This window comes from Kaistia defluvii, assembly GCF_026343955.1.
GTDB lineage: Bacteria > Pseudomonadota > Alphaproteobacteria > Rhizobiales > Kaistiaceae > Kaistia > Kaistia defluvii.
The window spans coordinates 788,701-814,247 of sequence record NZ_JAPKNI010000001.1; the positions used below are offsets into that span (position 1 = coordinate 788,701).

Annotated in this window: 27 protein-coding genes and 1 other RNA gene; 6 read left to right on the forward strand and 22 right to left on the reverse strand. The window is 66.7% G+C overall.

What is annotated here, in order from left to right; all coding sequences use genetic code 11:
- Positions 1–127: 127 nt before the first annotated feature.
- From tilS to OSH10_RS03720, 22 genes are all read right to left on the reverse strand, one after another.
- Positions 128–1,459 (reverse strand): tRNA lysidine(34) synthetase TilS, encoded by a 1,332-nt coding sequence (gene tilS / locus OSH10_RS03615; RefSeq protein ID WP_266330179.1) that lies wholly within the window; start codon positions 1,457–1,459, stop codon positions 128–130.
- Positions 1,446–2,420: a tol-pal system protein YbgF gene (ybgF, locus tag OSH10_RS03620; protein WP_266330180.1), complete on the reverse strand. Its 975-nt coding sequence runs from the start codon at positions 2,418–2,420 to the stop codon at positions 1,446–1,448. Before ybgF ends, tilS begins: the two co-directional genes overlap by 14 nt.
- Positions 2,421–2,574: 154 nt before the next feature.
- Positions 2,575–3,093 carry a peptidoglycan-associated lipoprotein Pal gene (gene pal / locus OSH10_RS03625; protein WP_266330181.1) on the reverse strand — a complete coding sequence of 173 codons (519 nt, stop codon included), beginning with the start codon at positions 3,091–3,093 and terminating at the stop codon, positions 2,575–2,577.
- 257 nt (positions 3,094–3,350) lie between these two features.
- Positions 3,351–4,730, reverse strand: coding sequence for a Tol-Pal system beta propeller repeat protein TolB (tolB, locus tag OSH10_RS03630; RefSeq protein ID WP_266330182.1), 1,380 nt, complete (start codon positions 4,728–4,730; stop codon positions 3,351–3,353).
- 82 nt (positions 4,731–4,812) lie between these two features.
- A complete protein-coding gene (locus tag OSH10_RS03635; RefSeq protein WP_266330183.1) occupies positions 4,813–5,802 on the reverse strand; it encodes a hypothetical protein in 990 nt (329 codons plus the stop codon).
- A gap of 3 nt (positions 5,803–5,805) precedes the next feature.
- Entirely contained in the window at positions 5,806–6,258 is a 453-nt protein-coding gene (tolR, locus tag OSH10_RS03640; RefSeq protein ID WP_266330184.1) for a protein TolR, read from the reverse strand.
- 3 nt (positions 6,259–6,261) lie between these two features.
- On the reverse strand, positions 6,262–6,972 hold the full coding sequence (tolQ, locus tag OSH10_RS03645) for a protein TolQ (RefSeq protein ID WP_266330185.1): 711 nt from the start codon (positions 6,970–6,972) through the stop codon (positions 6,262–6,264).
- Between the two features lie 231 nt (positions 6,973–7,203).
- A complete protein-coding gene (ybgC, locus tag OSH10_RS03650; RefSeq protein ID WP_266330186.1) occupies positions 7,204–7,671 on the reverse strand; it encodes a tol-pal system-associated acyl-CoA thioesterase in 468 nt (155 codons plus the stop codon).
- A gap of 77 nt (positions 7,672–7,748) precedes the next feature.
- Positions 7,749–8,783, reverse strand: a complete 1,035-nt coding sequence (ruvB, locus tag OSH10_RS03655; protein ID WP_266330187.1) for a Holliday junction branch migration DNA helicase RuvB — start codon at positions 8,781–8,783, stop codon at positions 7,749–7,751.
- On the reverse strand, positions 8,780–9,250 hold the full coding sequence (locus tag OSH10_RS03660; protein WP_266330188.1) for a hypothetical protein: 471 nt from the start codon (positions 9,248–9,250) through the stop codon (positions 8,780–8,782). Before OSH10_RS03660 ends, ruvB begins: the two co-directional genes overlap by 4 nt.
- A 28-nt stretch (positions 9,251–9,278) precedes the next feature.
- Positions 9,279–9,896: a Holliday junction branch migration protein RuvA gene (ruvA, locus tag OSH10_RS03665; RefSeq protein WP_266330189.1), complete on the reverse strand. Its 618-nt coding sequence runs from the start codon at positions 9,894–9,896 to the stop codon at positions 9,279–9,281.
- Between the two features lie 75 nt (positions 9,897–9,971).
- Positions 9,972–10,481 (reverse strand): crossover junction endodeoxyribonuclease RuvC, encoded by a 510-nt coding sequence (gene ruvC / locus OSH10_RS03670; protein ID WP_266330190.1) that lies wholly within the window; start codon positions 10,479–10,481, stop codon positions 9,972–9,974.
- Positions 10,482–10,573: 92 nt separating this feature from the next.
- Complete coding sequence (locus OSH10_RS03675; RefSeq protein WP_266330191.1) at positions 10,574–11,179, reverse strand: hypothetical protein; 606 nt, start codon at positions 11,177–11,179, stop codon at positions 10,574–10,576.
- Between the two features lie 137 nt (positions 11,180–11,316).
- Positions 11,317–12,066 (reverse strand): YebC/PmpR family DNA-binding transcriptional regulator, encoded by a 750-nt coding sequence (locus OSH10_RS03680; RefSeq protein WP_266330192.1) that lies wholly within the window; start codon positions 12,064–12,066, stop codon positions 11,317–11,319.
- A gap of 87 nt (positions 12,067–12,153) precedes the next feature.
- Positions 12,154–13,236 (reverse strand): tetratricopeptide repeat protein, encoded by a 1,083-nt coding sequence (locus OSH10_RS03685; protein WP_266330193.1) that lies wholly within the window; start codon positions 13,234–13,236, stop codon positions 12,154–12,156.
- Positions 13,237–13,252: 16 nt separating this feature from the next.
- Complete coding sequence (locus tag OSH10_RS03690) at positions 13,253–13,924, reverse strand: thiamine phosphate synthase (protein ID WP_266330194.1); 672 nt, start codon at positions 13,922–13,924, stop codon at positions 13,253–13,255.
- 91 nt (positions 13,925–14,015) lie between these two features.
- Complete coding sequence (locus OSH10_RS03695; RefSeq protein ID WP_266330195.1) at positions 14,016–14,810, reverse strand: inositol monophosphatase family protein; 795 nt, start codon at positions 14,808–14,810, stop codon at positions 14,016–14,018.
- Positions 14,811–14,923: 113 nt separating this feature from the next.
- Entirely contained in the window at positions 14,924–15,745 is an 822-nt protein-coding gene (locus tag OSH10_RS03700; RefSeq protein ID WP_266330196.1) for a TIGR00282 family metallophosphoesterase, read from the reverse strand.
- 19 nt (positions 15,746–15,764) lie between these two features.
- Complete coding sequence (locus OSH10_RS03705; protein ID WP_266330197.1) at positions 15,765–16,337, reverse strand: 5-formyltetrahydrofolate cyclo-ligase; 573 nt, start codon at positions 16,335–16,337, stop codon at positions 15,765–15,767.
- Positions 16,338–16,373: 36 nt separating this feature from the next.
- Positions 16,374–16,533, reverse strand: a non-coding RNA gene (ssrS, locus tag OSH10_RS03710) — 6S RNA.
- A 107-nt stretch (positions 16,534–16,640) separates the two neighbouring features.
- The gene (locus OSH10_RS03715; RefSeq protein ID WP_266330198.1) at positions 16,641–17,012 is read right to left on the reverse strand and encodes a cell division protein ZapA; all 372 of its coding nucleotides are present in this window, start codon (positions 17,010–17,012) and stop codon (positions 16,641–16,643) included.
- Between the two features lie 11 nt (positions 17,013–17,023).
- Positions 17,024–17,353, reverse strand: a complete 330-nt coding sequence (locus OSH10_RS03720) for a DUF4164 domain-containing protein (RefSeq protein WP_323181544.1) — start codon at positions 17,351–17,353, stop codon at positions 17,024–17,026.
- A 241-nt stretch (positions 17,354–17,594) separates the two neighbouring features.
- Here OSH10_RS03720 and tkt point away from each other — a divergent pair, with 241 nt between their 5' ends.
- The 6 genes from tkt (at position 17,595) to OSH10_RS03750 (ending at position 25,510) form a co-directional block, all read left to right on the forward strand.
- On the forward strand, positions 17,595–19,577 hold the full coding sequence (tkt, locus tag OSH10_RS03725; RefSeq protein ID WP_266330199.1) for a transketolase: 1,983 nt from the start codon (positions 17,595–17,597) through the stop codon (positions 19,575–19,577).
- A gap of 90 nt (positions 19,578–19,667) precedes the next feature.
- A complete protein-coding gene (gene gap, locus OSH10_RS03730; protein WP_266330200.1) occupies positions 19,668–20,675 on the forward strand; it encodes a type I glyceraldehyde-3-phosphate dehydrogenase in 1,008 nt (335 codons plus the stop codon).
- A gap of 128 nt (positions 20,676–20,803) precedes the next feature.
- Complete coding sequence (locus OSH10_RS03735; RefSeq protein WP_266330201.1) at positions 20,804–22,003, forward strand: phosphoglycerate kinase; 1,200 nt, start codon at positions 20,804–20,806, stop codon at positions 22,001–22,003.
- Positions 22,004–22,191: 188 nt separating this feature from the next.
- Positions 22,192–23,223, forward strand: a complete 1,032-nt coding sequence (locus OSH10_RS03740) for a class I fructose-bisphosphate aldolase (protein ID WP_266330202.1) — start codon at positions 22,192–22,194, stop codon at positions 23,221–23,223.
- 242 nt (positions 23,224–23,465) lie between these two features.
- Positions 23,466–24,479 carry a flagellar motor protein MotA gene (locus OSH10_RS03745; RefSeq protein WP_266330203.1) on the forward strand — a complete coding sequence of 338 codons (1,014 nt, stop codon included), beginning with the start codon at positions 23,466–23,468 and terminating at the stop codon, positions 24,477–24,479.
- A 2-nt stretch (positions 24,480–24,481) separates the two neighbouring features.
- Positions 24,482–25,510: a peptidoglycan -binding protein gene (locus OSH10_RS03750; protein ID WP_266330204.1), complete on the forward strand. Its 1,029-nt coding sequence runs from the start codon at positions 24,482–24,484 to the stop codon at positions 25,508–25,510.
- Positions 25,511–25,547 lie beyond the last annotated feature (37 nt).

The following is a 25,547-nucleotide window of genomic DNA, read 5'->3' on the forward strand; positions in this document are numbered from 1 at the left end:
CAAGGGCAGGATTACGGCCGAGGTGCCGCTCATTTGAAAGCTAAGATAGGTGGCCCGACCGCTTAAGCCAATATGAGCTATGCCAATGAAAGCGCGGAAAATGCGGCGATGGTTTAGATCCGGCGGCTCATTCCCCGGATCGGACCGGTTCCAGCATCCGACGAGCGACCAGCGAGGAGGCCTCGAACCCCACGCCAAGGCTCGCCTCCGCCGTGATGCCAAGACCCGGAACCGCAATGATTTCGCCATTTCGCCGCAGTGCCGGCAGCGCCTCGATGGCGCGCGGCATGCCCTTCGGCACACAGACGGCAAATTGTCGCCGCCCCCCGGCTCCCAGCGCGCCGATGGTAAACGCCCCCTCCCCCTCGGCCGTCATCCGGACGGCAAATCGGCCGTCCCAGATGCCGACGAAGCCGCTTTCGACTGTAATTTCGGCCAATCCCTCGCGTCCCGGCTCGCGCTGGAAGCGGAAGGCCCCCTGCCGCAGGTCGACAAGCACCCCGGCCAGGGTCCGCGCCAGCTTGCCGGATGGCTCGTCCTGCAACGCCTGACGCATTGCCAGCTCCAGCGCCTCCAGGCTCTCCAGCCGCGGCACGTAAGGCGCTCCGCCGGCGGCGCGCAGGATGCGGGCAAGCGCCCGCAGGCGCACCTCCTCCGGCTCCCCGCACCAGGCGGCGGCATCGAGCCGCACGCCGCCGGTGGCGTCGAGGATCGCCGCCCGGTCGAACAGCCGCCCGACATAGCTGTCGAGGGCCGCCGCCGCGCGGCCCAGCCGTTTTGCCGTAGCCGCCAGTGTCTCCGCGTCGAGCCCTTCGGCAGCGACGATCGGCATCAGCCGGCGAAAGCGGACGCGGTCGAAGGCGGGATCGGCATTATGCGGGTCGTCGACGGCTTGGAGCCCCGCAGCGCGGACGACCGCGACAAGGTCCTCATGCGGCACGTCGAGCAGCGGACGGACGAGGCGGATGCCGTCGCGCTCGACATCGCGCGCCATGGCGGCCAGCCCGTAGACGCCGGACCCACGCGCCAGCCGCATGAGAAAGGTCTCGGCCTGGTCGTCGCGATGATGGGCGGTGGCAAGGTGGGTCGCGCCGGCCTGGCGCGCCGCGTCCAGCAGCAGCGCATAGCGCGCGGCGCGGGCGGCGGCCTCGACGCCGCTCAGGGGAGCCGGCCCCTGCCAGAGCAAGGACTGGAACCGAAGTCCGTGGCGTTTCGCGACCTCGCCGACAAACCGGGCCTCGGCGGACGATTCAGGGCGCAGGCCGTGATCGACGGTCAGCACAAGAAGCTCGGGCCCGCTCAGGCGCGCAGCGCGCCAGCGTTGGGCGAGGAGGAGCAGAGCCAGCGAATCGGCGCCGCCGGAAACGGCAAGGGCCAGGCATCGGGTCTCCGCGAACGGTGCGAAAAGTTCGTCGAGCCGCGCGCCGTCGTTCAGCAGCGAGCCATCAGCAGCTGGCACTGGCCTGTTCTTGCTTGACCCGCTGGACAAGGGCATTCGAGCTCTTCGGATACTGCTTCAGCACCTCGGCATAGGTGGCGCAGGCCGCCTCGCGCTGCTTGAGGCCGGCGAGCGACATGCCGAGCTTCAGCAGCATATCGGGCGCCTTGCCACTCTTGGGATACTTCTTGTAGCCGGAGAGGAAGGAATCGGCGGCGCCGCGATAATCCTGACGCGCATAGAGGCTTTCGCCGAGCCAGTACTGGGCGTCGGCGGCGAGCGGATCGCCCGGATACTGGCGGAGAAACTGCTGGAACGACGCTTCCGCGACGTCGTAATCGCCCTTCAGCACGAGACTGTAGGCCGCGTCATAATCACCGCGCGCGCTGCCCGTCGAGCGCGGAGCCGTCCCCGGAGCGGCGCCCGGCACGGCGCTGCTGCCCTGGGACAGGTCGATCGGCGCGTTGGGATCGAGGGTGATCTGGCCGAGATCGCGCGGCGGCGCGCCCTGCCCGACCGGCACGCTGCCCTCCATCTCGCCATCGGTCGAGCCGATCGCCTGGCCGATCGGATCCCCGCCCCGTGCGGCGGGCGGAACGTTGGCGGCGGCGGACGACGGCACCCGGGCGCGCAGCGGCGGCGCCTCGGAACGCTTGCCCGCGCCGGTCTCGGCGCCACCGCCGCCCTGCGCGCGCTGCAGCTGTTCCTGCAACTGGCGGACCTGGAAGGTCAGTTGCTCGATCTGGCCGGTCATTTCGCGCATCTGCTGCTCGATGCGGTCCATGCGCATGCTCGCCTGGCCGTCATTCGGGGTCGACTGAGACGGCGCAAAGCCGCCATCGCCAACCCCTGCCGGCGGCACCTGTTCCTCCGGGCCGCGCTTCAGGCGGTCGAACAGGCCGGCATCGGCCGGGCCGGTCGTCGCGAAGCTCAGCCCGGCTGCGAACAGCACGGCGGTCAGGATCGGAATTCTCTGTGTCATCAGCCCATCCGTTGAAGGATCGTCGCGGGTCCGCCGCTCTACCGTCTTCTTCTGCCTATCTGGGCGGGGTGAGTTCGGCCAAATTGCGGCGTCGCACAAACAGAAACGGCGGCCAGAGGCCGCCGTTTCCGTCAAACCGTATGGTGGACTGCGATCACGAGCCGGCGTTGTTCAGCACCGTGACGGCACGACGGTTCTGCGACCAGCAGGAAATGTCGTTGCAGACGGCGACGGGCCGTTCCTTGCCGTAGGAGATCGTGCGGATACGGGCGGGATTGATGCCGCGCGAGACCAGATAGTTCTTGGTGTTGGTGGCGCGACGGGCGCCCAGCGCGATGTTGTATTCACGCGTGCCGCGCTCGTCGGCATGGCCTTCGATCGTGACCTGGTAGCGCGGATACTGCTGCAGCCACTGGGCCTGCTTGTCGAGGGTCGCGCGGTTGGCCGACGAGATTTCGGTCTGGTCGGTCGTGAAGAAGATGCGGTCGCCGACATTGACGACGAAATCCTGGGCGCTGCCCGGGCTCGCCGAACCGATGCCGCCGGAGCCGTAACCACCGGCGCCGCCAGCGCCACCGGCACCCGGCTTATTGGCGCAGGCCGCCAACGCGAGCGCTGCACCGAGGAACACGACGAACTTGGCGCCGCGCAGAATGGGGTGAGTATTCGTCATGAAGATAACTCCTTGTCCACCATACTCGGACATGAGGCGGTATTAGCAGCCCGTTGGTTAAGCGCGGGTTCAAAAACGTGGTTGAGAGGAGATTAACGTCACGGCCGTGGAAGCCATACGGTACCGGAAAACACGAGGCCCAGCCTGGATTCCCACATGCCTAACGAGGGGCGGGAACATGATTACCGAAATACGCACGGCGATGAAAAAAGCCGCCGGCGCAGAGCGCCGACGGCTTGGAAACTATCCACTCGATCTCAGTTGATCAAGGGCGACCAGGCGGGATCCGAGCCGAAGGCGGGCGTCGGAACCTTGAACTCGTTATAGCCGGTCAGATCGACCGACCAGAGCTGCGGTCCGCCATTCGCGCCAGGCGTGTCGCGGAAGAACATCAGCACGCGGCCGTTGGGCGACCAGGTCGGACCTTCATTGTGGAAGCCTTCGGTCAAAATACGCTCGCCGGAACCGTCCGGCTTCATCACGCCGATGGCGAAACCGCCGGCAGACTGGCGCGTGAACGCGATCAGATCGCCGCGCGGCGACCAGACCGGGGTCGAATAGGAACCCTGGCCGAACGAGATGCGCTGCGGGTTCGAGCCGTCTGCGCCCATCACGTAGATCTGCTGGCTGCCGCCACGATCCGAGGTGAAGACAATGCGCGAGCCATCCGGCGCATAGGACGGGCTGGTGTCGATCGAGGCCGAATTGGTCAGCCGCGTGGTGCGGCGCGAACGCAGATCCATCGCATAAATGTTGGCGTTGCCCTGGTCCTCGAAGCTCATGACGATGCGCTGGCCATCCGGCGAGAAGCGCGGCGCGAAGGTCATGCCCGGAAAATTGCCGACCAGCTCACGCTGCCCGGTTTCGATATTGAGCAGATAGACCCGCGGCTGGTCGGCGCCGTAGGACATGTAGACCACTTCCTGCGCGGAAGAATTGAAGCGCGGCGTCAGCACGAGATCATTGCCGCGGGTCAGATAGCGCGAGTTGGCGCCATCCTGGTCCATGATGGCCAGGCGCTTGACGCGCTTGTCCTTGGGGCCGCTCTCATCGACATAGACGACGCGGCTGTCGAAATAGCCCTGTTCGCCGGTCAGCCGCTCATAGATCGCGTCGGCGATGATGTGGGCCACCCGACGCCAGTTCTCCGGCGTCGTGTAGAACTGCTGACCGGCCATCTGCTGGCCGGCATAGATGTCCCACAGGCGGAACTCGGCGCGCAGCCGGCCATCGGACTGGCGGGTGACGCCACCGGTGACGAGCGCCTGCGCCTTGATCACCGTCCAGCTCTGGAAATTCGGCGTCTGGTTGGCGTTGCCGATCTTCTCGATGAAGGAAGCCGGGTCGAGCGGCAGAAACAGGCCCGAGCGCTTCAGGTCGGCGGCGATGACGCCGGACACATCGGCCGCGAGCTGTGCGTCGGCCGGCGTGCCGCCGATGAAGGTCGGGATGGCGATCGGCAGCGGCTGGACATTGCCCTGCGTCACGTCGAGCTCGATGAGGGCTTCGGCGCGCTGGGTGAACGGCACGGTCGCCACCACGAAGGCAGCGGCGAAAAGAAGGGCCGCTCCGAAGGACATCCGGGTTAGGCGACGCGGACCGGCCGCGGCGCCTTTGTCGAGGGCGTGAACCGTCATGGTGCTGTTCCTGTAATCCAAATCTTCTGTGCTGGTTCGGTTGTGGCCGAAGATAACGGCAGAGCAGTGACGACGGCGAATCTCATCCTTGCGGAGAGAATCGCATCTGGACCTCGCTCCAAAGATCATACTTCTCGACCGGCAGCTGATACGGGCCGCACTGGAGCACGGCGCCAACCGCGCGATCCGCGGCGACCGTGCCATACTGGCTGGCCGGATATTGCTGGATCGACGGCATGCCATTGACCGTGCCGTCCTGGTTCAGCTTGAAGCGGATCGTGACGGTGACGTCCTTCGGATCCGTCCAGCCGACCGGAATGTTCCAGCAGCGCTGGATCTGCGCGCGCAGCGCGTCGATCTCGCTCTGCGTCATCGTGGCGCTCGGATTGCGTGCCTCTTCCGCGCCAAACGATTCCTGTTCCTGACTGCGCGTCTCGCCGCCGGTCGGCTTGGTCTTGTCGAGCAGGGCGGCAATACGGTCGGGGTCGAAGTCCGACGGCGTCGTGCTCTGCGAGGGCTGCTTTGCGGGCTTGTCCGGCTGCTTCTTCGGCGCCTCGGCGGTCTCGACCGGCTTGGGCGGCTGCGGCTTGACGCGCGGCTTGGGAGCGGGCTGCGGCGGCGTGGCCTCGGCCTCCTTGGGCGCAGGCGCGGGTTCGGGCGTCGGCTCGGGCTTCACCTCGGCCGGGGCAGGCTTGGGCGGCTCCGGCGGCGTCGGCTCGGGCGGCGCGGGGGTGGGCTCAGGCGGGGTCGGCGCCGGCGGCGTCGGTTCCGACTTGGGCTGCGGCGGCGGGGGCGGCGGAGGCGGCGGCGTCGACGGCTGCGCGGGCTTCGGCGGCGCCGGCGACGGCTTCGGCGTCTCCTTCTCGGAAGGCTTGTTCGGAGACGGCTTGTTCTTGACCTCGGCGGTCTTCTTGCCCTTCTGCAGGCTGGTCAGCTCCGAGATCGGAACGAGGTCGACCGGCATCGATTCGACCATGGTCGCATCGAACGGCTTGTTGTCGGGCAGCCCGAAGAGCCCCAAGGCGAGAACCGAGAGGTGGGCAACGGCGGAAAAGGCGAGCCCGACGCGCATGGATCAGCCGTCCGTCGCCTCGGTGACAAGCCCGATGTTGCGATAGCCGGCGCTCGAGATGGCGCCCATCACCTGCATGATCGCGCCGTAATTGCTGGTCTTGTCGCCGCGCACGAAGATGCGCTCTTCATAACCAGCCGCCGCGATCGCCTTGAGCTTCGGCACGATCTCGTTGAGCGAGATCTCCGTGTCCTGCAGGAAGATCTTGCCGTCGGCATTGATGCTGACGGAAATCGGATCCTTGTCGGCCGTGAGCGCCTTGGCCTGGCTCTGCGGCAGGTCCAGCGGAACACCGGCCGTCAGCAGCGGCGCCGAGACCATGAAGATGATCAGCAGCACGAGAATGACGTCGACGAACGGCGTGACGTTGATTTCGCTCATGACGCCAGTCGTGCGCCGGCGACGGCGTCCACCGCGTCCACCGCCTCCCGACCGACCGCCGACCGACATGCCCATGGCTCAGGCCCTCTCGTCGATCTGGCGCGACAGGATGGCGGAGAACTCATCGGCGAAGCCCTCGAGCCGCGACGAGATCTTGCCGGCCGAGCTTGCGAGCTTGTTGTAGGCGATAACGGCGGGAATGGCGGCGAACAGGCCGATCGCGGTCGCCATCAGCGCTTCGGCGATACCGGGCGCCACGACGGCCAGCGAGGTGTTCTTGGAGGCGGCGATGGCCTGGAACGAGGACATGATGCCCCAGACCGTGCCGAACAGGCCGATGAAGGGACCGGCGGCGCCGACGGTGGCGAGGAACAGCAAGCGGCTCTCCAGCCGCTCCGCTTCGCGCGACAGCGTCACGTCGAGCACCTTGTCGATGCGCATCTGCAGGCCCATCGGCGACCGGGCGCCGGATTCGAACGAGCGCTTCCATTCGCGCATCGCGGCGACGAAGAGCGCAGCCATAGAGGTCGCGGGACGGGTCGAGATCGAGCGGTAAAGTTCTTCCAGCGACTGACCGGACCAGAACACCTTCTCGAAGCGATCCATCTGGCGACGGACGCGTCCGAACAGCAGCACCTTGTCGATGATGATGGCCCAGCTCCAGATCGAGGAGACGAGCAGTCCGAGCATCACCAGCTTGACGACGATGTGCGCCTGCCAGAACAGGGACAAAAGCGACAGACTTGCCGGCGCGTCGAGCGCTACCTGGCCCACGTCGACCGGATTCATTCGCTTTACAACCTCTCGGAGTTGATCACTCGCATCTCGCAGCCGGCGAGGACAGGACGCGGTACCTGGCGACGATCCCAGCCTTGGAACAAGTCCTTGCAAGCATCGGGCCGGATACAACAATCCGATTGGCTGTCTCGCCCTCAAATTTGTTCATTTGAGGGCGTTTTGGCCAGCTCGCCCATGCTGTCGCGACGCCTTCTCTATAGCGCCGGCATGGTTAAGCAATGGTTATTTCGGGGCCGCCGCGAAGCGCTGCGCGAGGCTCTCCGGGATTCGCTGCGCCCGGCCCGCCGCATTGACCAGCACCACCGTCACGACCGCCTCGATCAGGATCTCCGAACCGCGACGAATGGTCTGCGACAGCAGGATCCGCGCCCCGCGCACTTCCCGGGGCCGGGTCAGCACCTCGACGACGTCGTCGATGCGCGCAGGCCGCTTGAAGTCGATCTCCATGCGGTGCACGGCGAAGGCGATCGACTCGCCCGTCTCGCCGGCATGCAGCTCGCTGTGATGCACGCCGAGCAGGCGCACATAATCGCTGCGGCCGCGCTCCAGAAAGCGGACATAGGAGCCGTGATAGACGACGCCGGAAAAGTCGGTGTCCTCGAAATAGATCCGCACCGGCAGCACATGGCCCTCCGGCGTGTGCCGTCCGGCGAGGTGGGGATAGTCGTCCTGGATGCCGTCCTGGCTCATGCGATGCTGGCTCCTTCTCATGCGGCCCCGACGCGCCGGAGTGCGTTTTCGCGCGTTCCCAGCGTGACTTATGCGATCTAGCCGTCGAGATCGAGCATCGGCGCCTCGATGATGGCGCTGTTCGGAACGGCGAGGCCGAGATGGCGGAACGCGTGCGGTGTCAGCATCCGGCCGCGCGGCGTGCGCTGCACGAAGCCCTGCTGGATCAAATAGGGCTCGACGATCTCCTCGATCGCGTCGCGCGGTTCGGACAGGGCGGCCGCGATCGTCTCGATGCCGACCGGCCCGCCGCCAAACGACACGGCGATGGTCGACATGTAGCGCCGATCGAGCGAATCGAACCCCATGCTGTCGACCTCGAGCCGCAGCAGCGCGCCATCCGCCACCTCGCGCGTGATCGTGCCCGGGCCCTCGACCAGCGCGAAATCGCGCACGCGGCGCAGCAGCCGGCCGGCGACGCGTGGCGTGCCGCGCGAGCGGCGCGCGATCTCGGTCGCGCCATCCGCCGTCATGCCGATGCCCATCATCTTCGCGCCGCGCGACACGATGTGTTCCAGTTCCGGCACGGTGTAGAACTGCAGTCGGACGGGGATGCCGAAGCGGTCGCGCAGCGGCGTGGTCAGCAGGCCGAGACGAGTTGTCGCAGCGACCAGCGTGAATTTCGCCAGGTCGATCTTCACCGACCGCGCCGCCGGCCCCTCGCCGATGATCAGGTCGAGCTGGAAATCCTCCATCGCCGGATAGAGAATCTCCTCCACCGCCGGGCTCAGGCGATGGATCTCGTCGATGAACAGCACGTCACGCTCTTCGAGATTGGTCAGCAGCGCCGCGAGATCGCCGGCCTTGGCGATGACCGGCCCGGAGGTGGCGCGGAAATTCACCCCGAGCTCGCGCGAGACGATCTGCGCCAGCGTCGTCTTGCCGAGCCCAGGAGGCCCGACGAACAGCACATGGTCGAGTGCTTCCTTGCGGGAGCGGGCCGCCTCGATGAACACCGAAAGGTTGGCGCGCGCCTGCTGCTGGCCGACGAAATCGGCCAGGACCTGCGGCCGCAGCGTCCGGTCGAAGTCTTCACTCTGGAATTCGGGGGCTACCAGGCGGCTGTCGCTCATCGTTCCTCCTGCGACAACATTGGCCGCGCGAATGGTCGGCTCAGTCCGTAACAGACGAGGCCGGCCAGGACCACGCTGACGAAAGCGCGTGCCCCGATTGCCAGTTGAGCGCCGAAAGGCGGCGGGGTGAAGACGAACAGGTTGCGGGCGAAGAAGATCGCCGTGGCGAGCCCCAGCCCCGCCGACAGCATGGCGATCAGGCGGCCGGAGGTCCGGCCGCGCGAATCCCGCCAGGCGACCAGCGCGCCGAGAAGGCCGGCCGGGACGGCGCCCAGAATGAAAAGAAAACGCGGCACGAAGAACACGTCCTGGACGATCCAGCTGCGCAGCCGGGCAAGGCTGAGCCCGTCCTCCAGGCTCAGCTGTTCCAGCGCCATGTCGACCAGCATGACCAGCAAAGGGCCGAACAGCACGAAGATCACGATCGTCGGCCAGCGGCTGGCCAGCGCGGCGCGGACCTCGGTCACGGCAGCCCCCTGCCGGTCGCGGCACCGGTCATCGCGCCAGTTCCTTCAGGCCGAGGCGGATCAGCGTCTCGGTGGTGGCGTCCTCGCCGGCGGAACGCGCCGCCGCCGCGACCGCCGCACTCGCCTGCAACTGCGCATAGCCGAGATTGGTCAGCGCCGAAACGGCGTCCGCGACCGGCTGCGGCGCACGCTTGTCATGCAGTTCGTTCTGCAGCGCCACGAAGGTTGGATCGGCGGTCGAGAAGGCTGGCGCCTTGTCGCGCAATTCCGCGACGATGCGGGCCGCGACCTTGGGCCCGACGCCCGGCGCGCGCGACACCTGCGCCTTGTCCTGCAGGGCGATGGCGGTGGCAAGATCGGCTGGCTTCAGGATGCCCAGAATGGCGAGCGCCACCTTGGAGCCGACGCCCTGCACGGTCATCAGCAGCCGGAACCACTCGCGCTCGACATCGGCGCCGAAGCCGAACAGCTTGATCATGTCCTCGCGTACATAGGTCTCGATGGCGAGCTGGGCCGCCTCGCCGGGGGCCGGCAGCGCCTGCAGCGTCCGGGTCGAGCAATGCACCTGATAGCCGACGCCGCCGACATCCAGGATGACCCAGTCGTCGCCGAACGAGTCGACGATCCCCTTGAGCTTGCCGATCATGCTTCCACCAGCCTCCGAAAGCGGGAACCCGGAAGGTGGCGGCCCTGCCGGATCCAGTGATGCGTCGAGACGAAGTTAGCCCACCGCCCGCATCATGCGGGCGAGCGAGACGCGGTGATGAACATGGCATATCGCGATGCCGAGGGCGTCGGCGGCGTCGTCGGTGTCGAACTCGGCCTTCGGCAGCAGCACCTTCACCATCATGCGGATCTGCTCCTTGCCGGCATGGCCGGCGCCGACGATCGTCTTCTTGACCGAGTTCGGCGAATATTCGGCCACCGAGAGGCCGGCCAGCGCCGGCACCAGCAGCGCGATGCCGCGCGCATGGCCGAGCTTGAGCGTCGCGCCCGCGTCCTTGTTGACGAAGGTCTGCTCCACGGCCGCCTCGTCGGGCTGATACTGGCGCATGACTTCCGTCAATCCGGTATGCAGCGTGACCAGCCGGTGCGCCAGTTCGCCATCCAGCTGCGCCTTGACGGTGCCGGACGCGATGAAGGAAAGCGCATTGCCCCGACTCTCGACGATTCCCCAGCCGGTGCGGCGAAGCCCGGGGTCGATGCCGATGATGCGAATCGTGTGTGTCATGCCAAAGGCCTAGCCGACCCCGGCGCAATTGGGAAGAACATTCGGGGAACATCGAGGAAAGTCCGGGACCGCCGCGGCCCCGGCCGGCGCGGTCAAAGCGGCTTGACGCCGTCCTTTTCGGCCTGCACGGCGCGGGCCGACAGGCTGCCATCGGCGTCCTTGGTGACGAAGACCGAGACGGCGGCGCCGGGCTTCAGCAGCGCCCGGTCGCCGGGAACGATCGCGACGATCCGCGCCTCGGGGCCTACCTCGATATCCTGCTCGCCGCCCTTGTAGGTGAGGCGCAGGGTCTGGCCCTGAGGATCGGCGATCACCGTGGTGACGGTCGCGTTGGTCATCGACCGGCTGGGCCCCGACATCGGCCGGTGTCCCTCCCCGGCGCCGCGCATGCTTTCGGCAAAGATGTGCACTTCCTGCGCATGCAGCTTGCCGTCCGCGCCCTGCACGGCGGCGGAGCCGACATAGTCGCCCGCCTTGATGTCGCTAAGCCTGCGATTCTCCAGCGCCGTGACCTTGACCGTGGGCGGGATCTGGACCGTCGCCACCTCGCCGTCGGCGGTCTTCATCGTCAGCCGGTCGCCGGCGAAACGCTCCACCGTGCCGCCGATGCGGTCGGGCATGGCCGGCTGCTGCGCCAGCGCAGCGGCGGAGCCGAGGATCAGAAGAAAGCCGGCGGCAACAAGGGGAAGAAGGCGCATGGTTCGCTCCGAAGCCGAAGACGGCCGGACATGGCCATCGCGACGGAGCAACTAGGGCGCGCCACCACGCTGTCGAGCGGATGCGGCAAAGGCGGAAGCCGGCCCGAACGCGTCGGGCCGGCAGTGGCCAGGAAGACTCAGGCGGCGGTCAGCTTCTGCATGACCTCGTCGGAGACTTCGAAGTTGGTGTAGACGTTCTGGACGTCGTCATCATCGTCGAGCGCGTCGATCAGCTTCATGACGCTGACCGCCTTCTCCTCGTCGACGGGGACGAGGTTCTGCGGCTTCCAGATCGCCTTGACGGATTCAGCCTCGCCCAGCGTTTCCTCAAGCGCCTTGGAGACGTCGCTCAGGCTCTCGAAGGCGGTGATGATCTCGTGGCCTTCCTCGGTGCTCACCACGTCGTCGGCGCCCGCCTCGATCGCGGCATCCAGCACCTTGTCGGCCGAACCGGCCTCGGGCTTGTAGACGATCTGGCCGACGTGATCGAACATGAAGGAAACGGCGCCGGTTTCGCCCAGCGCGCCGCCGGAGCGGGTGAAATAGGAGCGCACCGCGCTGGCCGTGCGGTTCTTGTTGTCGGTCAGCGCCTCGACCACGACGGCGATGCCGCCGGGACCGTAGCCCTCGTAGCGCATCTCGTCATAGTTCTCGCTGTCGGCGCCGGCCGCCTTCTTGATGGCGCGGTCGACGACGTCCTTGGGCATGTTTTCCGCGCGGGCGTTCTGGATCGCCAGGCGCAGGCGCGAGTTCATCTTCGGATCTGGCAGGCCGAGCTTGGCGGCAACGGTGATTTCACGCGCCAGCTTGGCGAAGGCCTGCGAGCGCTTAGCGTCGGCGGCACCCTTGCGGTGCATGATGTTCTTAAATTGGGAATGTCCGGCCATCTGGGGCGTCCTATTGAAGCAAATGGGCGGCGCGGGCCGCGCGGTCGCCCCGCTTATAGGGGCAAGAAGCCCCGAAATAAAGTCGGCTCAGTGGCCGGCGGGCCAGCGTTCCGCTGCGATCTCGGCCGCCTTGCGCTCGCTTTCGGGCAGTCTCTCGACGAAATCGTCGAGCCATTCATCCTTGGCGCCACGCTTCTCGGCGATCAAATGCCATTTGGCGGCAGCCACGGGATCGGGGTCGGCCCCCATGCCGCTGGCAAGAATCCGGGCATAACGATTCTGGCCGACGGCATTGCCCGCCTCGGCCGCACGCTGGAACCAGCCCGCCGCGGCGATGATGTCCTTCGGGGTGCCGATTCCGTTGAACAGGCGGATGCCGTATTCGACCGCCGCGTCGGCATGGCCGGCCTTCGCCGCCTTCGCCATCCACATCGTCGCGATGCCGTCGTCGAGCAGCACGCCCTCGCCCTCGGAATAGAGCTGCGCCAGCGCGAACTGGGCGTCGATATTGCCGAGCCCTGCCGACTTGCTGAACAGCGCAGCCGCCTTCTCCGCGTCACGCGGACGGACATTCCCTTCCAGATAGAGCAGCCCGAGATTGTAGAGCGCCTGGGGCTCGTTCCACTCGGCCGCCTGCTCGAAGGCGTCGGCCGCCTTGGCGCGGTCCTTCTTCAGCCCGCGCCCGTCGAGATAGAGCAGGCCAAGCGCGAGCTGCGCATTGGGGTCGCCGCCGAGCGCGCCCTGCTGGTACCAGGCGGCCGCCGCCTTGTCGCTCTGCTTGACGCCGAGCCCCTCGGCATAGAGCCGGCCGACCAGCGTCGCCGAAACGCCGTCGCCCCGTTGCGCGCGGCTCATGGCGATCTTGAAGGCGGTGAGGTAGAGGCCGCGCTGGAATGCGCCGAAGGCGAGATCGCCCTCGCTGTCATCGTTCAGCGCCCGACCGGACTTGATCAGTTCGTCGGCGCTGGGGAGCAGGCCGGCCGCGGGCGGCGGCACGCCAAGCGTCCCGGACGAGCCGATCACCGGGGCGACGCCGATGGATTTATCCGTGCCCTCGGGCTTGGCCGGTTCGGTGGTCGTCGCCGTCGTCTTGCCGGACGCGGCCTGGGCTTGCATCGGCAGCGCGATGGCCACAACCAGAACAGCGAGAACCGCGGTCCGCTTCGTCATGGCGTGGCCCGCCCGGTCATGGCGTCGCTTCGGCCTGGCGGGCGGCGATCAGCCGGTTGACCTCGGTCACGGCAGCGACCGGCCCCCCCGGATGGTCCCAAATCGCGGAGCGCAGGGCGACGAACTCGATGCGGGCGTCGACGGCCGGCTCGACCGAAGCCAGCGTGCGGCCGCCCATGACCACGGCCGGGATCTCGAACACGGCCGACCACCAGGAGGCCAGGTCGAACGCCTTGTCGAAGATCTCGTCGGCGGTGTCGCCATCGAAGCGGCCGAAAAAGATGTAGTCGCAGTCCGCCTCGGCGGCGAGCATGGCGTCGTGCCGGGTGGTGATGCCGCCGGCGCCGACGATATGGTCGGGCTTCAGCGTCTCCATCGCGTCCTTGAGATCGGCAAGGCTGGTATCGACATGCAGGCCGTCCGCGCCGGACCGGCCGAACAGGCGCGTGTCGTTCGGCACGATCACGGCGACGCCATTGGCCTGCGCCACCGGCACCAGCGCCTCGGCGATGCGCTGCAGTTCCCCGGCATTCGACGTCTCCGACGCGATGAACAGCGTCGCGACGTCGCCCGCCTTCAGGGCGGCGTCGAGCACGGGCGCGAAGGCCTCGGGATCGAGGCCCGCCGGCGTGACGAGGCAGAGGCGCGCAAACGGCTCTGGCGGAGGGGCTTTTTTCTTCTTGGCCATGATCGCCTTCAACAACGCATCCGAAAACGCCACAGCCTTATGGCGAAAGCACGACGCCATTCAAGCCGTCGCGCGCGGGTCTGTGGCTCGCTCAGCCGCGGGCGGTGGTGAGCGCCGTCAGCAGGCGGCCCTGGATCTTCTCGTTGCCGGCGCAGATGCTGCGGGTCTCGACCATCTTCTCGCCGCCCCACAGGTCGGAGCTCTTGCCGCCGGCTTCGCGCACGAACAGCGCGCCGGCCGCGATGTCCCAGGGCTGCAGCCCTTCCTGCCAGTAGGCATCGATCCTGCCGGCGGCGACCGAGGCCAGCTCGAACACCGGCGAACCGCTGGAACGCATGCCGGCCACTTCGATCATGACGCTCTGCAGCTTGCGGATGGCGCCCGGATGATCGGGCGTGCCGAGATGCGGAATGCCGGTCGCAACCACGCAGTCGGCCAGCGCCGTGCGGCCGGCGACACGCAGGCGGCGATCGTTCAGGAACGCGCCGGCGCCGCGCTCGGAGACATAGAGGTCGTTGGTGACGGGGTTGAACAGCACCGCCGCGACGATCTGCCCTTCCCGCTCGAGCGCCAGGGCGACGCCGAACACCGGAATGCCGTGCAGGAAATTGGTCGATCCGGCGAGCGGGTCGACGATCCAGCGATGCGACTCGTCGGTGCCGGGCAGCAGGCCGCGATCCTTGGTCAGGAAGCTGTAGCCGGGCCGCGCCTTGGTCAGTTCGGCGACCAGCGCCTGGCCGGCCTTGCGATCGGCGGCGACGACGAAATCGGCCGGACCCTTCATCGAAACCTGCAGGTTCTCGATCTCGCCGAAGTCGCGCGCGAGGGGACGGCCGGCCTTGGTGACGGCGCTGACCATGACATTGAGAAGGGCCGAGCGGGCCATGAAGGAAACTCCTGCAGCATCGTCCGGCGGTATCGAGGCGAACCGCGCCCGGACGGAGCAAATCTGAAATGGGGGAAGCGTTTGCCTCTCCCATCACGGAATGACGATCGGCGTCAACCCCAGAAGGTCGGCAACCGCTCTTCGAGCACGCCGCCAATCGCCAGCGGCGAGACCGAGCGGGCGAGCCCCGTCGTGTCGTCGACGTCGACGGCCAGACCGCACAAGGTGGCGGTCCCGCCCGACGGCTGGAACCGCCCGGACGGGATCTTGGTCAGGAAACGGCGGACCGGCTCTTCCTTGTCCATGCCGAGCACGGAATCATAGTCGCCGCACATGCCGGCATCCGACTGGTAGGCGGTGCCGCCCGCCAGGATGCGGCAATCGGAGGTCGGCACATGGGTGTGGGTGCCCACCACGAGGGTGACGCGTCCATCGAGATGGTGGCCGATCGCCTGCTTCTCGCTGGTCGCCTCGGCGTGGAAATCGATCACGATCGCATCGGCCTGCTCGCCGAGCGGACAGGCCGAGATCTCACGGTCGATGGCGGCGAAGGGGTCGTCCAGCGCGTCCATGTAGATGCGCCCCATCGCGTTGACGACGAGCACCCGCGCGCCGTTGCGGGCGATGAACAGGTTGGCGCCCCGGCCGGGCGTTCCCGTGGGGTAATTGACCGGTCGCAGGAACTGCGGCTGGCGCTCGCAGAACACCAGCGCCTCGCGCTGGTCGAAGGCGTGGTTGCCGGTGGTGATGACATCGGCGCCCGCATCCAGCACGTCGCGCACGATCTCCTCGGTGATGCCGAAGCCGCCCGCCGCGTTTTCACCATTGATGACGACGAAATCGAGCTTGTAGCGATCGATCAGGCCCGGCAGCCTTTCGATGACGGCGTTTCGGCCGGAGCGTCCCACAATGTCGCCCAGAAATAGAAGTCGCACGCAGTTCCCTTTCGATCGGTCAGCCAGGCTTTGGCGCAGCGATCAGTTCGTCCTCGGTCAGGATGTAATCGAGGGGGATGTCGTGCGGCTCAAAGGGAACTTTGTCGACTTCCTGCACCGCGAAGGCAAGCCCAACCAGCAAAGGTTGCGCGCCGGAAGCCATCAGGCCGGCGACGGCGCGATCATAATGTCCCTTGCCATAGCCGATGCGATGGCCGCGACGGTCGAAGGCGGCGAGCGGCAGGATGACGATGTCGGGGACGACGAAGGGCGCCTCGGCCGATGGCCCGACCGTGCCGAAACCGGCCGGCTCGAGCGCGGCGCCCGCCTCCCAGAGACGGAAGCGCAGCGTCTCGGCATCGAGCAGCACGGGTAGCGCGATCGAGGCGCCGGCAAGACGCGCGCGCTCCAGAAGCGGGCGCGGATCGGCCTCGCTGCGGATCGGCCAATAGCCGGAAACGACATGGCCCGGTCGGTCGAACAGCGCTTCGGCCCGGCGCAGAACCCGGTCGGCCGCCGCGATGCGCGCGGCTGGATCGACGGCGTCGCGTCGGGCAAGGGCGGCGGCGCGAAGCTGGCTTTTGTTCGTCACGGCAAACGGCAGGGCTGGAAGCGAAGAAGAAAGGGTGGCGAGCCACGATGGGCCGATGGAGTGATCGATCCCAGGGAACCTACAGTGTAGGTGGGAGCCATATGACCGGAACCACGGCTCCAGTCAGGGACAGCCCCCGTTTGGATCGATAAGGCCCCGGGGAATTGTGAGCTCCTGTCGCACCGCGCAGTCTCGCCGAAACCAGATATAGGCGACCGCATGCCGGTTAGCCAGAGATCTCGACGCGATGTTCGCAGGATCCTGCAGTCGCGATGCGTCGCAGGGCTGCGCCGAAAGGCAGGATCAGTCGCGCTTGTCGACGGCGACGAGCTTCTGCGCCAGTCCCTCGAGCCGACCGGCGGCCTGCTCGATGGCGCGCGCGATGCTCGCCTCCGATTCCTCGAAGCGGGAAATCACCGCGGTCTTGGTTTCGTTGATGGCGGCGAGTTCCGCCTCCAACCGGCGGATGCGCCGATGCGCCTCGGCAAGGTCGTCGCCCATGGTAATGGCCGCCATGACGGTCAGGCGCTGGTCGCCGATCTCGCCGAAACTCTGGCGCAACTGGCCGATGATCTCGTTCAGACGGTCGGCCAGCCCTTCGAGATGGGCCTCCTGCCCATCGTCGCAGGCCATGCGGTAGGTCTTGCCGTTAATCGTGACGTTGACTTGCGGCATGGTCTCTTCCGTTAGCCGTCGTGCCGTTCGAGCACGGAGCGAATCGTTTCCATGGCGGCGACGAGACGACGGGAAACTTCTTTGTTGGCTTCTTCCAGGCGCTCGGAACGGGCCTCGGCCGCGTCGACGGACTGCGCCAGGCGCGACCGGTCGAGCCCGATGCGCTGCATTTCGTTTTCGATCTCGCCGAGCCGTGCGCCGGCGTTCAGCCGTCGATCGACGGCTCCCTCCAGCCCGTCCAGCGCCGCGCTCAAGCGCCGCAACGCACCGTCAATGGGCGACGCCCCTCGCATTGTGGCGGAATCTCCCTGATGCAGCCGGTCAGAAATCGTTCCGGACATTAGGCAGGCCCGAAACGGGGCGTCAATGGCCTACGCGGCGACAGGCATTTTCGGCGAATTTCCGCGAAGCGCGCCGGTCGCGAAGGACGGTCACGAGATTGACTCACCAAGGGGGTCTGTTATTTGTCGCAGCGCCTTTCCGTGACGGTCCGGCGGCCGGGTACCTACCCCCACAGAACAACGAGGCCGCTCGCTGCTCGACCAGTGAGCAGCGGTCCGGCCCACAAGCGTGGAAGCAAAGATGACAGCTCCTGACACCCACAAGCGCATGGCAAACGCCATCCGTGCGCTCGCGATGGATTCGGTCGAAAAGGCCAAGTCCGGCCATCCCGGCATGCCGATGGGCATGGCCGATGTCGCCACGGTGCTGTTCACGCGCTTCCTGAAATACGACGTCGCCCAGCCGCATTGGCCCGACCGGGACCGCTTCATCCTGTCGGCCGGCCATGGCTCGATGCTGCTCTATTCCGTGCTGCACCTGCTTGGCTCCGAGGCTCTGCCGATCAGCGAGCTGAAGAATTTCCGGCAGCTTCACTCGAAGACGCCGGGCCACCCCGAGAACTTCGTGACGCCGGGCGTCGAGACGACCACCGGCCCGCTCGGCCAGGGCCTGGCCATGTCGGTCGGCTTCGCGCTCGCCGAGCGCATGCTGAACGCCGAATATGGCGACGACCTCGTCGACCACTACACCTATGTGATCGCGGGCGACGGTTGCCTGATGGAAGGCGTCAGCCACGAGGCGATCGACCTTGCCGGCCATCTGAAGCTGAACAAGCTGATCGTGCTGTTCGACGACAACGGCATCACCATTGACGGCCATACTGACCTCTCCACCTCGGTCGACCAGGTTGCGCGCTTCAAGGCGAGCGGCTGGAACGCCGAGCGCGTCGACGGCCTGGATCAGGAAGAAGTCGCCGCCGCCATCGAGCGCGCCCGCAATTCCGACCGCCCGACCCTGATCGCCTGCAAGACGATCATCGGCTATGGCGCGCCGACCAAGGCCGACAGCCATGCCTCGCATGGCTCGGCACTGGGCGACAAGGAAATCGCCGGTGCCCGCGAGGCGCTCGGCTGGCCCTATGCGCCGTTCGAGATCCCGGAAGACGTCTATGCCGACTGGCACAAGGCGGCAGCCGAACTGGCAGCGCCGCGCGCCGCCTGGGAAGCCCGCTTCGCCGCGGCCGACGCCGCCGTGCGTTCGGAATTCGAGCGCCGCATGAAGGGCGAACTGCCGGCCGGCCTCGACGCCGCCGTCGACGCCTACAAGAAGACCCTGTCCGAGACCAAGCCGAAGGTCGCGACCCGCAAGTCGTCCGAGATGGCGCTGGACATGCTCGCGACCGTGCTGCCGGAACTGGCCGGCGGCTCGGCCGACCTGACCGGCTCCAACCTCACCCGCGCGAAGATCCAGATCCCGCTGACGCCGGACGATTATGCCGGCCGCTACATCCACTACGGCATCCGCGAGTTCGGCATGTCGGCGGCGATGAACGGCATCGCGCTCCATGGCGGCTTCATCCCCTATGGCGGCACGTTCCTGGTCTTCACCGACTACGCCCGCCCGGCCATCCGCCTCTCGGCACTGATGGGCGAGCGCGTCATCTATGTCATGACGCATGACTCGATCGGTCTCGGCGAAGATGGCCCGACCCACCAGCCCGTCGAACATGTCGCGGCGCTGCGGGCGATCCCGCATCTGCGCGTCTTCCGTCCGGCCGACGCGGTCGAGACGGCGGAAGTCTGGCAGATCGCCGTCGAAAGCCCGCACAATCCGTCCGTGCTGGCCCTGTCGCGCCAGAACCTGCCGACGCTGCGCACCGAGCACGTCTCGGAGAACAAGTCGGCCAAGGGCGCCTACCTGCTCGCCGGTCCCGACCATGCCGACGTGACGCTGTTCGCGACCGGTTCGGAAGTCGAGATCGCCATGAACGCCAAGGCGAAGATCGAGGAAGCCGGCCACACGGCCCGCGTCGTCTCGGTTCCGAGCTTCGAGCTGTTCGAAGAGCAGGATGACGCCTACAAGGCGTCGATCCTCGGCAATTCGAGGGTTCGCGTCGCCATCGAGGCGGCGATCCGCATGGGATGGGACCGCTTCATCGGCGTCGATGGCATTTTCATCGGCATGAACGGATTCGGCGCCAGCGCGCCGGCCGACAAGCTCTACGAATATTTCGGCATCACGGCCGAGCATGCCGCCGAGGCGGCGCTGGCACGGCTGAAGTAAGCCGAGCCTGAACCATGAACTGAACCCCGGCCGGGCACGCGCCCGGCCGAAACGGACGAAGGCGCGTCACGCGCTTCAAGGAGATCGAATATGGCGGTGCGGGTTGCTATCAATGGCTTCGGCCGAATTGGCCGGAACATCCTTCGTGCGATCGTCGAGTCGGGCCGGACCGACATCGAAGTCGTCACGGTCAACGATCTCGGCCCGGTCGAGACCAACGCCCACCTGCTCCGCTTCGATTCGGTCCATGGCCGCTTTCCGCATGAAGTGATCGTGGACGGCGACACGCTGGTCATCGGCAAGAGCCGGATCAAGGTCACCGCGATCCGCAACCCGGCCGAGCTGCCGCACAAGGAGCTCGACATCGACATCGCGCTTGAGTGCACCGGCATCTTCACGACCCGCGACAAGGCCGCCGCCCACCTGACGGCCGGAGCCAAGCGCGTCATCGTCTCGGCTCCCTGCGACGGCGCTGACTACACCGCCGTGTTCGGCGTCAACCATGAGGGCCTCACCAAGGACCACCTGGTGATCTCCAACGGCTCCTGCACCACCAACTGCCTGGCGCCGGTCGCCAAGGTCCTGCAGGAAACGGTCGGCATCAAGCACGGCTACATGACGACGGTGCATTCCTACACCGGCGACCAGCCGACGCTCGACACCATGCACAAGGACCTTTACCGCGGCCGCGCCGCCGCCCTTTCGGCCATCCCGACCTCGACCGGCGCCGCCAAGGCGATCGGCCTGGTGATCCCGGAGCTCAAGGGCAAGCTCGACGGCAGCGCCATCCGCATCCCGACGCCGAACGTCTCGCTGATCGACCTCAAGATCGTCGCCGAGCGCAACACGACGGTCGACGAGATCAACGCGGCGATGAAGGCTGCGGCTGCCGGCCCGCTCAAGGGCGTGCTCGCGATCACCGACCAGCCGAACGTCTCGCACGATTTCAACCACGACCCGCACTCCTCGACGTTCCACCTCGACCAGACCAAGGTCATCGAGGGCAACTTCGTCCGCGTGCTGGCCTGGTACGACAATGAGTGGGGCTTCTCGAACCGCATGGCCGACATGACGGCCTATTTCGCCAAGACGATCTGATCCCGATCGGCTCGCCCGAAAGACGATTTGATCCCGCGAAAGCAGATCACTAGAACAGAATGGCCCGGACGCACTCCGGGCCATTTTCACATCTGAGGGCATTCCGTGCCCACAAGGAGAGAGCGCGCATGTCGACCTTCCGGACCCTCGATAACGCCGACATCAAGGGCAAGCGCGTCCTGATCCGTGTCGACCTCAATGTGCCGATGAAGGATGGCATGGTCAGCGACGACACGCGCATCCGCGCCATCCTACCGACCGTTCGCGATGTTTCGAAGCGGGGCGGCAAGGCGATTCTCCTGGCGCATTTCGGCCGCCCGAAGGGCGAGCGCGTCGCCGACATGTCGCTCGCACCCGTCGTGCCGGCGCTCGAGACGCTGCTTGGCCGTCCGGTCGCCTTCGCCAATGACTGCATCGGCAACGACGCCGCCTCGGCGATCGCCAGGATGTCGGATGGCGACGTCCTGCTGCTGGAGAACACGCGCTTCCACAAGGGCGAGGAGAAGAACGATCCGATCTTCACCTCGGCGCTCGCCGAACTGGGCGATCTCTATGTGAACGACGCCTTCTCGGCCGCCCATCGCGCCCATTCCTCGACCGAGGGTCTGGCGCATCAGCTGCCGGCCTATGCCGGTCGTGCCATGCAGGCCGAACTCGAGGCGCTCGAAAAGGCGCTTACCAGCCCGCAGCGCCCGGTGATCGCGCTCGTCGGCGGCGCCAAGGTCTCCTCCAAGATCGACCTGCTCGAGAATCTCGTCGGCCAGGTCGATGCGCTGGTGATCGGCGGCGGCATGGCCAACACCTTCCTGCATGCCCAGGGATATTCGGTCGGCAAGTCTCTCTGCGAGAAGGACCTCGCCGATACCGCCCGCCGCATCATGGCCAAGGCGCAGGAAGCCAATTGCGCGATCATCCTGCCGGTCGATGCGACGGTCGCCTATCACTTCCAGGCCCACACGCCGACCCAGACCTATGGCGTCGACGCCATTCCCGAGGACGGCATGATCCTCGACGTCGGCGCGCTGTCGGTGGCGCGCATCAACGCCGCCATGGATGAAGCGGCGACGCTGGTCTGGAATGGTCCGCTCGGCGCGTTCGAGATGGAGCCCTTCGATCGCGGCACGGTCGAGGCGGCACGCCATGCCGCCAAGCGCACCAAGGCCGGCCAGCTGCTGTCGGTCGCCGGCGGCGGCGATACGGTCGCGGCCCTCAATCATGCGGGCGTCGCCGACGACTTCACCTATGTGTCGGCCGCTGGCGGCGCATTCCTGGAGTGGCTGGAGGGCAAGCCGCTCCCCGGCGTCGAAGTGCTGCGCCAGAAGCCCTGAGTATCGCGCGAACCAACAAAGCAACGTCGCAATCTTGCGGATAATTTGATCCATAAAATTAAATTACTTCCGAGCCTTAACGGCTCGGAAGCGTTTTATTTCGCAGTGCAAAATCTATCTCGACGCGCTATGCAGCCTGTGTGCGGCCTGGACGGTCCAGGTCCGCGTTTGGAAAGAGATCGCTCCGCATGACCGACAGCCTTCAGGATATTGCCCGTCGTCTCGTCGCACCTGGAAAGGGCATCCTCGCGGCTGACGAAAGCTCGAGCACGATCAAGAAGCGCTTCGACGGGATCGCTCTCGATTCGACGGCGGACAGCCGGCGCGACTACCGCGAGATGCTGTTTTCCGCCGACACCGCGATGCGCGAGCACATCTCGGGCGTGATCCTGTTCGATGAAACGATCCGCCAGTCCGCCCGCGACGGCCGCTCGCTGGTCAGCCTGATCGAGGCGAATGGCTCGATCCCGGGCATCAAGGTCGACATGGGCGCCAAGCCCCTCGCCTTCTATCCTGGCGAAACCGTCACCGAGGGCCTGGACGGCCTGCGCGAGCGGCTGGTCGAATATTACAAGCTCGGCGCCCGCTTCGCCAAATGGCGCGGCGTGATCACCATCGGCGCGAACCTCCCGACGCCGGGCGCGCTTTCCGCCAATGCGCATGCGCTGGCGCGCTATGCGGCGCTCTGCCAGGAAAACGGCATCGTTCCGATCGTCGAGCCGGAAGTCCTGATGGACAATCCGAACGCGACCCACACCATCGAGACCTGCCAGAAGGTCACCGAGGCAACGCTCGAGGCTGTGTTCGACGAACTGGAAAAGGCTCGCGTCGATCTGACCGGCATGATCCTCAAGCCGAACATGGTCGTGCCGGGCAAGGATAGCGGCCAGAACGCTGCCCCGTCCGAGGTTGCCGAGCGTACCGTCGCCGCGTTCCACGCGACCGTGCCGACCAGCGTTCCCGGCATCGCCTTCCTGTCCGGCGGCCAATCCGATGTGCTGGCGACCGAGCATCTGTCGCTGATCAACCAGCTTCCGAACCGCCCCTGGAAGATCACCTTCTCCTATGGCCGCGCGCTGCAGGCCGCCGCCCTCAAGGCCTGGGGCGGCAAGCCGGAGAACGTCGCTGCCGGGCAGGACGCCTTCCTGCACCGCGCACGCATGAACGGCCTGGCCGCGCTCGGCGAGTGGACCGCGGAGCTGGAGCGCCAGGCCGACTGAAGGCAAGGCGAAAATGACGGAGGGGAAAGCGCCTTCCGCGCGCGCCGCGACGCGTTAAGGACTTTCTATCCTCCGTCAAATCACGTTAAACCTTGATCACCGGAGTGCGACGCGGTCCGCCGCGCCGCATGCCGGAACAGGACTTGGCACTCTCGGTCGAGGCTACCCACGTCGCCAGCCGCAATCGCTTCTGGCAGGACGTGCGGAGCGGATCGAGACGGAGCGTGATCCGGCGGAGAACGATGGCAAGAGACTTCGACCCCTACAAGCTTGCCAGCCCACAGGTCTATCTGTGGCGGATGATCGTCTTTCTGGTGATCGCGGCTTTCGTGGCCATGATCCTGTATCGCCAGGCCTATAATTCGTTCCTCGCCAATCCCGCACTGAACGGCGTCATCCTCGGCGTGCTGTTCATCGGCATCCTGCTGGCGTTCCGGCAGGTGATTCGCATTTTCCCGGAGATCCGCTGGGTAAACGGCTTTCGCAACGCCGATCGCTCCGTCGAGATGGACCGCGCGCCCGTGCTGCTGGCGCCGATGGCCGCCATTCTTGGCGATCGCATCGGCCGCATGTCGATCTCGACCCAGACCATGCGCTCCGTGCTCGATTCGATCCTGATGCGCCTGGACGAGGACCGCGACACCTCGCGCTACCTGACCGGCCTGCTGATCTTCCTCGGCCTGCTCGGCACCTTCTGGGGCCTGCTGCAGACGGTTGGCGCGGTTGCCGATGCGATCCGCGGCCTCAATGTCGGCACCGGCGACAGCGCCGTCATCTTCGAGGATCTGAAATCCGGCCTCGAGGCGCCGCTGACCGGCATGGGCACGGCCTTCTCGTCCTCGCTGTTCGGTCTCGCCGGCTCGCTGATCCTGGGCTTCCTCGACCTGCAGGCCGGCCAGGCGCAGAACAAGTTCTATACCGAGCTGGAAGACTGGCTCTCCACCGTCACCGACCTCGATCCGAGCATGCTCGACGTCCACGCAGGGGCGGCGTCCTCCGGCGAGGACCTGCGCGTCGCCATCGAGCGGTTGACGGCGGCCGTGCACGAAGGCGGCGGCGGATCGAGCGGCTCGACGCAGCGCGCCACGGCGGCGATGGCCAATCTCGCCGAAGGCATCCAGGGGCTGGTGCAGCATATGCGCAGCGAACAGCAGGTCGTGCGCGGCTGGGTCGAGCAACAGGCTGACCAGCAGCGCGAAATGCAGCAATTGCTGGAAGTGATCGCCAAGGCCCTCAAGCAGCCGGCCGGAGAATAGGCGTGGCCGCACGGGGACGCCGTCGCGAGGCCAGGAGCGATGTCTGGCCGGCCTTTGTCGACGTGCTGTCGAACCTCCTGCTCGTCTTCATCTTCCTGCTGTCGATCTTCGCGCTGCTCCAATTCCTGCAGACCCGCGAGATCACCGGCAAGGACACCGTGCTGAACCGCCTCAACAGCCAGATCGCCGAATTGACCGAGCTGCTGGCCATGGAACGGGCCGGCAAGCAGGATACCGCCGACCAACTGGCGAGCCTGCAGGCGAGCCTCGCCTCGGCCGAAGCCGAGCGCGACCGGCTGAAGGGAGCGGCGGATACGTCGACCGCTGCTGCCGGCTCCGCCGAGGGCCAGATCGCCATCATCACCAAGGCGCTCGAAAACGAGAAGGTCGTCAGCCAGAAGGCTCTGTCGCAGGTCGAGATTCTCAACCAGCAGATCGCCGCCCTGCGCCGCCAGATCGGCGCGCTCGAGGAGGCGCTCGGCGCTTCGGAAAAACGCGATACCGAGAGCCAGACGAAAATCGCCGATCTCGGCCGCCGCCTGAACGTGGCGCTGGCCCAGCGCGTGCAGGAACTGTCTCGCTACCGCTCCGACTTCTTTGGCCGCCTGCGCGAGATCCTCGGCAACCGGCCGGACATCACCGTCGTCGGCGACCGCTTCGTCTTCCAGTCGGAAGTGCTGTTCCCGTCCGGATCGGACGAGATCAACGAAGAGGGCCGCGTCGAGATGACCAAGCTCGCCGATGCGCTCAAGGTGCTGGAGGGCGAGATCCCGCCCGAGATCGCCTGGGTCCTTCGCGTCGACGGCCACACCGACGCGCGTCCGCTTTCCGGTTCCGGCCGCTATCGCAACAATTGGGAACTGTCGGCCGCGCGCGCCATCGCGGTGGTGCGCTTCCTGGTCGACCAGGGCGTCCAGCCGATCCATCTGGTCGCTGCCGGCTTTGGCGAGTTCCAGCCCCTGGTCCAGGGCAATGACGACGCCGCCTACGCCCGCAACCGCCGCATCGAGCTGAAGCTCACCGAGCGATAGGCGCGCTCTGACAGCGACCGGGAAATCAGGCCGCCCG